The sequence below is a fragment of the Nostoc sp. genome (assembly GCF_036917455.1).
Classification (GTDB): Bacteria; Cyanobacteriota; Cyanobacteriia; order Cyanobacteriales; family Nostocaceae; genus Nostoc.
Genome location: NZ_JBALDK010000132.1, coordinates 1 through 8,941 on the forward strand (window position 1 = coordinate 1; position 8,941 = coordinate 8,941).

The following is an 8,941-nucleotide window of genomic DNA, read 5'->3' on the forward strand; positions in this document are numbered from 1 at the left end:
TGATTTTTTTCCTTCATCCTCCTCCCCATAACTGCTGACTTTTGTCAAATTTTGTATTAAGAAAGATGTTTATAATGGATAGCTTCAAAAGGGGGATTTAGGGGGGATCTAAAAGTGCCTAAAGTCACAGCGAAACACTTGTTCATTCAACCTCTAAGTCGTGTCTGTAGCGGTGTCTGTCAATATCTATACTGTATAAGCGTTTCAAAGTTTAATGTCTGTGGTGTTTGGTGTCCTATATCCGCGAAAAAGGGGGTTTTTGGAGCAGACACTACAGACACTAAGAGCAGCTAAATTTGATTGAGCTTAATAACAGCAAATATTGCATCTAAAGGTTGATGCTGGGTACGTAAAATATCATAGGCGCGATCACTCAACTATCTAAAGTGACTTATACTAATTCCAGTCCACCTTGATAACCGGTGACGATGCGCCCACCATCCTTGAGGATGTGGATTTCTATCTGGTCGCTAGCCCAAGTAATCTGGTCTTGAAAAGCCGGGTTTAACACACGAACCCGTTGATTGCTAGAAGAAACTGGAGAGTTAGGAGAATTAATTGCCAGAGATTGCACAAAAGGCCCGTCAATCAGGATATCAAGTTGTTCTAATAATTCTTGGGAACCAGGCGGCGCAGATTGAGACTGTAGTTGCTTGAGAGTGAACCCAGAAAAAGACATTACATTTAACCCAGCAGCTTTTACCTTACGGGCTAAAGACGCTAGTGCAGTTGCTTGCCAAAAGGGTTCTCCACCAGAAAATGTTACACCAGTGTTGTGCGAATTGCTGAGAATATTTTCGGCAAGAGTATCAACAGCAATCAGTTGGTTAGCCTCAAATGACCAAGAGTTAATATTAAAGCAGCCAGGACACTCACGAAGACAACCTTGTACCCAGACAACTGCACGACAACCAGGGCCATTAACTTCTGATTGATCGACGTAACCCATAATGTTGAGATAGCCAGGGAGAATATCCATGAGTGCTAGCGATGGGTCAGTTGGCTTAATTTCCATCTCTTTAACTCCTTTTAGCCATTGCCTGTTAACCGTTAACTATAGCGGATCGACCGTTAGATAACTGTGACAATTAATGATTAATCTCTCAAAAACTGGATGGGATTTTGAAAAGTCCGCTTTAACTGACTAGACTGAAGTTAATTGCCCAACTAGTATTGATCCTTTTATAGATAAAATCCATGACTCAACAAACTTCTAGAATTTGTATCCTTGGTGGAGGCTTTGGTGGTCTTTATACAGCCTTGCGCTTAAGCCAGTTACCTTGGGAATCTACGCAAAAACCCGAAATTGTTCTAGTAGATCAAAGCGATCGCTTTCTATTCTCCCCTTTACTTTACGAATTACTCACTGGCGAACTGCAAACCTGGGAAATTGCCCCACCCTTTGAAGAACTTTTACAAGGCACTGGGGTACGTTTTTATCAAGGGGTTGTGTCTGGAATTGACATCGACCAGCAACGGGTAAATATAGATGAAGGGCCACAAATCCCTTACGATCGCTTAGTGCTGGCCTTGGGAGGCGAGACACCGCTAGATTTAGTCCCCGGTGCAACAGCTTATGGCTACCCATTCCGCACCATCTCTGATGCCTATCGTTTAGAAGAACGCCTGCGATTTTTAGAAGAATCCGATGCTGATAAAATTCGGGTGGCAATTATTGGCGCTGGCTACAGTGGTGTAGAGTTAGCCTGTAAGTTAGCTGACAGACTCGGTGAAAGAGGACGCTTTCGGATCGTTGAAATCGCCGATCAAATTTTGCGAACTTCCCCAGAGTTTAATCGGGAAGCAGCAAAAAAAGCAATAGAAGCCCGGGGCATATTTGTCGATTTAGAAACCAAAATCGAATCAATAGAGCAAGATAGCATTTCACTAGAGTACAAAAACCAGTTAGATACGATTCCCGTAGATTTGGTAATTTGGACTGTGGGAAATAAAGTCGCGCCCGTAGTGAAATCTCTTCCCCTCAAGCAAAACCAGCGTGGTCAAATCAGCACTACACCCAATCTGCAAGTAATCGATCGTCCAGAAATCTTTGCCTTGGGAGATTTAGCAGACTGTCATGATGTTGAAGGACAGCAAGTTCCCGCTACGGCACAAGCGGCTTTTCAACAAGCTGATTATACTGCTTGGAATATCTGGGCAAGTCTTACTAATCGTCCCCTCCTTCCCTTCCACTACCAACAGTTAGGAGAAATGATGGCATTAGGCAAAGACAACGCCACCCTTACTGGTTTGGGAATTAAACTAGATGGGCCCTTAGCATCTGTCGCCCGGCGGATGGCTTATTTATATAGGTTGCCAACTTTAGACCATCAACTCAAAGTTGGTTTTAATTGGCTGGTGCGTCCAATCATCGACACGCTTTCTCGATAACTGAAGGTTGGGCATTGGGAATAGGGAATTGGAAATTGGGAATGAGAACAAATGACCAATGACCAATGACAATGATTTGCTTTATTTCCGCCAACTTACTTAGCCCGCATTTCTCACAAGCTTGAGGGGCAGAGGGGAAAGAAAAAACTTGGTATTCTCTCCCCTGCTCCCCTGCTCCCCTGCACAAAGTTTTGAGAGATGTAGTGAGAAATCCGGGTTAGGAGATGCTAAACTCTACCCACAGAAGCTCCTAACAAGCCAAAATCTAAAATTCCACATTCAAAATCTTCAAACTTTGATGGAACAACCGAAAGTTATTTTTTTAGATGCTGTGGGTACACTCTTCGATGTTAAAGGCAGTGTGGGTAAAGTTTATAGTCAGATAGCCGAGGAATTTGGTGTAACAGTTCCGGCCGAAACATTGAATACAGCCTTCATCAAAAGCTTTAAAACAGCGCCGCAGCCGATATTTCCAGATGCAGAACTGCAAGATATTCCTCAACGCGAGTTTGATTGGTGGCGGATAATTGCCCTGAACACTTTTGAAAATGCAGGTGTTCTCAAGGAATTTTCTGACTTTTCGGCTTTTTTTAGCGAACTTTACATCCACTTTGGCACTGGCGAACCGTGGTTTATCTATCCTGATGTTTTACCAGCTTTAATCAACTGGCGGCGGTTAGGGATTACTTTGGGGGTACTATCCAATTTTGATTCCCGAATTTACTCTGTATTGCAAAGTTTGGGATTGAGAGAGTTTTTTACCTCCGTTACCATTTCTACCCAGGTCCGTGCAGCTAAACCCGACCCGCAAATTTTTGCTATTGCCTTAGATAAACATAAATGTTCTCCAGAGGCAGCATGGCATATTGGCGATAGCATTGTAGAAGACTACTATGCAGCTAAAGCAGCTGGACTCAGAGGCATTTGGATCGATCGTCAGTAGATCGCAAACTTTCACAAACTTTCACAAACTTTCGCAAAAATTACAGTTTCAGCCCAGTTAATCGGCTAACAAGATTTGTTAAGAGCGATCGCCCGATCAAAATAAGAGAGATGGTGAAAAGTTAAGATTTGAAACATCCGCCTCAGAACTCTGTTCATCTCAATTCCCAATGCCCAATTCCCAATTTCCAATGCTGGCCTAAGACTCGTATGATCGAGATATCAGGAAAACATAACAGCCAGATTTTTACCGCAAAACATGGGCAGTATTTGGGAAATCGATTTTTACTCCCGTCCGATATTGGACGATAATCAGAAAAAAATTTGGGAAGTCTTAGTCTGTGAAAGCCCCTTGGACATCGGCACAAAACCAGATTCTTTGTTTCGCTATGCTCAATATTGTCCCAGTACCCAGGTAAATTCGGGCTGGTTGCGGACAGCGTTGCAGGAGGCTATTGACCAAGCTGGAAAAGCACCAATTAAAATCCGCTTTTTCCGTCGCCAAATGAACAACATGATTACTAAAGCCTGCCAAGATATAGGCATTCCCGCCCAGCCTAGCCGGCGCACTTTGGTTCTCAACCAATGGTTAGAAGAGCGCATGGAGGAAGTGTATCCTCAAGAACCAGGGTATCAAGGAGGGACTAATCCCTCAGTCCGCTTGGAAAAACCTTTACCGCAACGTTTACCAGATGCTTTAGAAGGACAACAGTGGGTATTTGTTACCTTAGATGCTGCGGATTTTGCAGAGATGCCAGAGTGGGAAATTGGCTTTGGTGAAGCTTTCCCTTTAGAGTTGGCGAAAGTTTCACCTGAAGCCCGGATTCCTGGTATTTTGATTTTCTCACCGAGAGCGTTACCCTTGGCTGGCTGGATGTCTGGTTTGGAGTTGGCTTTCTTGAGATTTGATACCAGTGAAGAGGCGAGATTGCTTTTAGAAACCGGCGTTAATGAAAGCTGGATTGTGGCAAATATCAAAAAACCTCAAGTCTTAGCAGAGGCTAAAGGTTTTGAAGAAGCCAAGCAAAAAGCTAACGGAGTGCATTTTATTGGTGTGCAGTCCGATCCCAAAGCACAATCTTTTGCTGGTTTTTGGCTGTTGCAAGAGATTAATCTTTGAAAATGGGGATTGGGAAAGACAAGGGGGAAAAGAAGAATAACCATGCCCAATGACCAATGACCAATGACAAATGACTAGATTCGTTGAGACATGACAATGATTTGGGATAATTAACTGCGTCTATCAGTGTTGATCTGTGGTTTCAAATCGTAACTGTAGGGAAACGCTGATGATTTTTGGATAGTTATCTGCGTCCATCAGCAGAAAGCCCGATCGCCGGCTTTTAGCGATCGCACTTTCTCTTTCAGCGTTGATATGCGGTTCAAAATCCACAATTCACTAAGGGTCATGGATTCTGAAAATTTGTCACAAGATACACTAGCCGAACAGTTGCTGGAACTAGCTATAAAATCTGGAGCAGAAGCTGCTGAGGTGTATCAGTCGCGATCGCTTTCTCGTCCAGTGTTTTTTGAGGCAAACCGACTCAAACAGCTAGAAACTAACCAATCTGAAGGTACAGCATTACGGCTTTGGCGAAACGGTCGTCCGGGACTCACGGTGGCTTACGGTTCTGTCTTAGCCGAAGTAATGGTGGAAAAAGCTCTGGCATTAAGTCAACTGAATGAACCGGAAACTGTAGAATTAGGCTCTAACTTTCAGCCCATCTACCAAGATTTAGGGAAAATTGTACCAGTAGAGATTTTGGTAAATTGGGGCAAGGAAGCGATCGCACTCATCCGCGATGCCTATCCCGATGTTGTATGCAATGGTGACTGGGAATGTGATATTGAAACCACCAGACTAGTCAACACTAAAGGTTTAGATTGTCACTATACCGATACTACCCTCAGCTGCTATGTATCAGCAGAATGGGTACGGGGCGATGATTTTTTGAGTGTTTCTGATGGTCAAACCAAGCGGGGGAAACTCCACCCGAAGATATTAGCTAACCAAATTTTACAACGGTTAATTTGGGCTAAAGAAAATGTCTCACCCCCTACTGGTCGTGTCCCGATTTTGTTCACTTCTAAAGCTGCCGATATGCTTTGGGGTACTGTGCAAGCAGCTTTGAATGGCAAGCTAGTCTTAGAAGTAGCTTCTCCCTGGGCAGAACGCCTGGGGAACCAAGTAGTTGCACCCAGTCTTACCCTTTACCAAGATCCAGAAGCCGGGCCTTACAGTTGCCCTTTTGATGATGAAGGCACTCCGACTAAATCTTTAGTATTTATCCAAAATGGTACTTTACAGAATTTTTATGGCGATCGCACCACTGGCCGCCAACTGGGTACTGACACCACTGGAAATGGTTTTCGCCCTGGTTTAGGTAGCTATCCCACTCCTGGATTATTTAATTTTCTGATCCAGCCAGGTTCGGTATCACTACCAGATTTAATTACACAACTAGATAATGGCTTGATTGTGGATCAAATGCTGGGTGGTGACGGCAGTATTTCTGGAGATTTTTCGATCAATGTCGATTTAGGCTACCGCGTCCAAAATGGTCAAGTAATTGGGCGTGTTAAGGATACGATGGTTGCAGGTAATGTTTACACAGCCCTGAAGCAATTGGTTGCATTGGGCAACGATGGTGATTGGAATGGTTCTTGTTATACTCCATCTCTGATAGTAGAAGGACTATCTACCACGGGGAGAAACAATTAAATCGTAATGGGCTACGCCCCGCTTCGCTAACGTAATTCGTAATGACGCTCTCTACGAGACGCTAAAAGCGAACGAATACTCGCTAACGTAATTTGTAATTTGGGAGAGTGCTTTTGCATAGCAATCCTAAATAGATCATTTATGAACAATAAGATCCCTGATTTATCTAGGAAGTTGGGTATGTAAGCCTTGAGTCAGAAATCAATTCACAAGTGAACTACTATAGGACTCATATTTGATTTTTGAAAAAAACTCAGTACACTTTTATTCCTTCTTCCCAGTCCCCATTGCCCCTAATCCCCAAAGGGGGCCCCGAGTTCCCCAGTCCCCAGTCCCCAATCCCTTACCTCTACGAGTGATTCAGAAATCAAATCGGATTGCTATAACTTATTTACTTATGATAAAAAATACCAATAATCAAAGTAAAAATTATTGGTATTAGGATTGGAATAGCAACTATAAGTCCCCACTTCCCAAACTTAATTTCTTCACCCTCAGATTTTAGAAACGCAATCCAACCTACAACTCCCATCAAAACCCAAATAAACCCAAAGGAAAGAAATATAATGAATACTGAATCTTCCATTTTTCACCAATTACATATATACAAAAACTGGAAATTGAAGAATAATTTAAAAGTCAGAATGGGCTAAACCTTAGCTATCTGCTAACAGAAGTCAGAATCATTTTTAGTGAATCGTCTCCCAAAGCTTAAGAATATTCTCACCACTTCCACCACCGGCAATAGTTTGCCCATCTGGACTAATGGCGATCGCATAAATATATCCAGAACCCGTCTCTAAAGTGCGGATTTGTTTTCCTGTTACCGGATTCCACAGTTTAATTGTCTTGTCACTGCTGCCACTGACAAGGATTACACCATTTGGATTTACGCTTCTTGGTAAAAAGGCGACAGAATTAACCTTATCTTTATGCCCCTTTAAGGTGCGGATTTCCTTCTCTGTCTTCAGATTCCACAATTTAATTGTTTTATCTTTACTGCCACTGGCAAGAGTGACACCATCCGGGGCAAAAGCAACTGAAAGAATTGAGTCTGCATTTCCCGCCAAAGTGCAGATTAATTTTCCTGTCTTCAGATTCCATAATTTAATTGTCTTGTCCCAGCTACCACTGGCCAGAGTTTTACCATCAGGACTAAAAGCCACAGATCCGACACCATTAGTATGTCCCTGTAATGTGCGGATTAACTTTCCTGTCTTCAAATTCCACAGTTTGATTTTCATATCCTTACTAGCAGTGCCACTGGCAAGAGTTTTACCATCAGGACTGAAAGCTACAGAAGTCACTCCATCGGTATTTCCCTCTAAAGTCCGAATTAACTTTCCTGTCTTCACATTCCACAGTTTGATTGTCTTATCCGCACTACCACTGGCGAGGATCTTGTTATCTGGACTGAAGGCTACAGTCCAAATCCAATTGGAATGTCCTTGTAAAGTGTGAATTTCCTCTCTACTTACCGGATTCCATAGCTTGATTGTCTTATCATCACTAGCACTGGCAAGGGTTGTACCATCAGGACTGAAAGCTACAGAATTGACATCGCTGGAATGCCCCTTCAGGGGTTTGGGCAGAAGATAATTTTCCGAGACGCTTTTTGGTGACGGAATCGGCTGAGAAATAGGCAAAGAAGGTTCAGTTTTTTGATTTGAGGGACTCTGGAAATACCAAACTCCTCCCAATCCCAACACCAAAATGCTAGAACCTAATAGCAGTTTACTTTTTAGCGTTTTATTGAGTTTTGGTGAAACTGGCTCCTGATTTGTTGCTGTAGGTGTAAATGTTGTTGAAAGTATAGTATGAGGCACTGATGACAAAAGTGGTAGCCCAAGTGTCAAGTCAGCTATGACTTCATCAGCCGATTGGTAACGCTTTTGGATGTCTCGTTGCAACAGCTTATCCAAAACTTCACCCAACTCTATAGATACAGAAACCTTTTCCTTCCCAACACTGCTCAAATGTTGTCGCCAAGATCCTACCCAACTATAGCCCTCCTGTATCCACAGGTTAGATGGGCGAACCCCTGTTAGTAAATGAAAACAAGTCGCCCCCAAACTGAATAAATCACTAGCTGGGTAAGCTTTTCCATCTTGCATTTGTTCAAGTGGAGTGTAACCGTGTGAGCCAATAACAGTGCCCATCTTAGTCTGCACCGTTGCCGCCAACTGCTTGGAGGCTCCAAAATCAATTAGCACTAACCGCCCGTCACTTTGACGGCGAATAATATTTTGTGGTTTGATATCCCGATGAATCACTCCTTTCAGATGAATAAACTCCAGAACTGGCAATAAATCTAGCAAAAGTTCGCGAATTTTTGTTTCGCTATAGCTTCCCCACATCTGCCATTCCTTAAGCAAGTTTTGCCCATCGATAAACTGCTGTACCAAAAACAGATAGCCATTTTGCTCAAAATAAGCCAACAAAGTTGGTATTTGCGGATGTTCTGCGAGTTCTTGTAGTCGGCTTGCTTCTTGTTTAAATAGCTCAATGGCCTTTGTTAATGGCCCAGTTCCCTGAACTTTTGGGGCAAATTGCTTAACGACACAGCATTCATTCAGCTTGTGTATATCTTCTGCCAAATAGGTTCTACCAAATCCACCCTCATCTGACAACATCTGAGTCGGACGATAGCGACCTCCCAGCAGGGGGAGCAATTCCGCTCTACAACTGTGACAATAGTTGTTTTTATCAGGATTTAGGGGTTTTTGGCAATCGGGATTCACACAACAGAGCATACTGGGAATCCATTTCAATGGGAGTATATATTCATCTTAAGTCATGCAGTATAATCTCTGTTGTTAGTCAATATCACCGAGATACTATACAAATCCCCAATCCCCTTACCTTATTAGGTATTGAACAACTTAA

8 protein-coding genes are annotated in these 8,941 nt (G+C 42.9%); 4 read left to right on the forward strand and 4 right to left on the reverse strand.

Going from position 1 to position 8,941, the window contains the following annotated elements:
- Positions 1–391: 391 nt before the first annotated feature.
- Positions 392–1,015 carry a 4Fe-4S single cluster domain-containing protein gene (locus V7K42_RS13885; RefSeq protein ID WP_334917040.1) on the reverse strand — a complete coding sequence of 208 codons (624 nt, stop codon included), beginning with the start codon at positions 1,013–1,015 and terminating at the stop codon, positions 392–394.
- 182 nt (positions 1,016–1,197) lie between these two features.
- Between V7K42_RS13885 and V7K42_RS13890 the strand changes: the two genes are divergently transcribed.
- From V7K42_RS13890 to V7K42_RS13900, 3 genes are all read left to right on the forward strand, one after another.
- Positions 1,198–2,391, forward strand: coding sequence for an NAD(P)/FAD-dependent oxidoreductase (locus tag V7K42_RS13890; RefSeq protein ID WP_334917042.1), 1,194 nt, complete (start codon positions 1,198–1,200; stop codon positions 2,389–2,391).
- Positions 2,392–2,689: 298 nt separating this feature from the next.
- Positions 2,690–3,334: an HAD-IA family hydrolase gene (locus tag V7K42_RS13895; RefSeq protein ID WP_334917044.1), complete on the forward strand. Its 645-nt coding sequence runs from the start codon at positions 2,690–2,692 to the stop codon at positions 3,332–3,334.
- 258 nt (positions 3,335–3,592) lie between these two features.
- Positions 3,593–4,453: a Tab2/Atab2 family RNA-binding protein gene (locus V7K42_RS13900; RefSeq protein ID WP_334886577.1), complete on the forward strand. Its 861-nt coding sequence runs from the start codon at positions 3,593–3,595 to the stop codon at positions 4,451–4,453.
- 123 nt (positions 4,454–4,576) lie between these two features.
- Here the strand turns inward: V7K42_RS13900 and V7K42_RS13905 are convergent, their stop codons facing one another.
- Entirely contained in the window at positions 4,577–4,726 is a 150-nt protein-coding gene (locus tag V7K42_RS13905) for a hypothetical protein (RefSeq protein ID WP_334917046.1), read from the reverse strand.
- 15 nt (positions 4,727–4,741) lie between these two features.
- On the opposite strand from V7K42_RS13905, the gene V7K42_RS13910 reads away from it, so the two are divergent.
- On the forward strand, positions 4,742–6,055 hold the full coding sequence (locus tag V7K42_RS13910) for a TldD/PmbA family protein (protein ID WP_334917048.1): 1,314 nt from the start codon (positions 4,742–4,744) through the stop codon (positions 6,053–6,055).
- A gap of 391 nt (positions 6,056–6,446) precedes the next feature.
- Here V7K42_RS13910 and V7K42_RS13915 read toward each other — a convergent pair whose 3' ends face one another.
- Positions 6,447–6,641, reverse strand: a complete 195-nt coding sequence (locus tag V7K42_RS13915; RefSeq protein WP_094330521.1) for a hypothetical protein — start codon at positions 6,639–6,641, stop codon at positions 6,447–6,449.
- 103 nt (positions 6,642–6,744) lie between these two features.
- Positions 6,745–8,808, reverse strand: a complete 2,064-nt coding sequence (locus tag V7K42_RS13920; protein ID WP_334917050.1) for a serine/threonine-protein kinase — start codon at positions 8,806–8,808, stop codon at positions 6,745–6,747.
- Positions 8,809–8,941: the final 133 nt, after the last annotated feature.

Coding starts and splice junctions, on each gene's coding strand:
- V7K42_RS13885 (WP_334917040.1), bottom strand. CDS start 1,015: ATGGAAATTAAGCCAACTGACCCATCGCTAGCACTCATGGATATTCTC.
- V7K42_RS13890 (WP_334917042.1), top strand. CDS start 1,198: ATGACTCAACAAACTTCTAGAATTTGTATCCTTGGTGGAGGCTTTGGT.
- V7K42_RS13895 (WP_334917044.1), top strand. CDS start 2,690: ATGGAACAACCGAAAGTTATTTTTTTAGATGCTGTGGGTACACTCTTC.
- V7K42_RS13900 (WP_334886577.1), top strand. CDS start 3,593: ATGGGCAGTATTTGGGAAATCGATTTTTACTCCCGTCCGATATTGGAC.
- V7K42_RS13910 (WP_334917048.1), top strand. CDS start 4,742: ATGGATTCTGAAAATTTGTCACAAGATACACTAGCCGAACAGTTGCTG.
- V7K42_RS13915 (WP_094330521.1), bottom strand. CDS start 6,641: ATGGAAGATTCAGTATTCATTATATTTCTTTCCTTTGGGTTTATTTGG.
- V7K42_RS13920 (WP_334917050.1), bottom strand. CDS start 8,808: ATGCTCTGTTGTGTGAATCCCGATTGCCAAAAACCCCTAAATCCTGAT.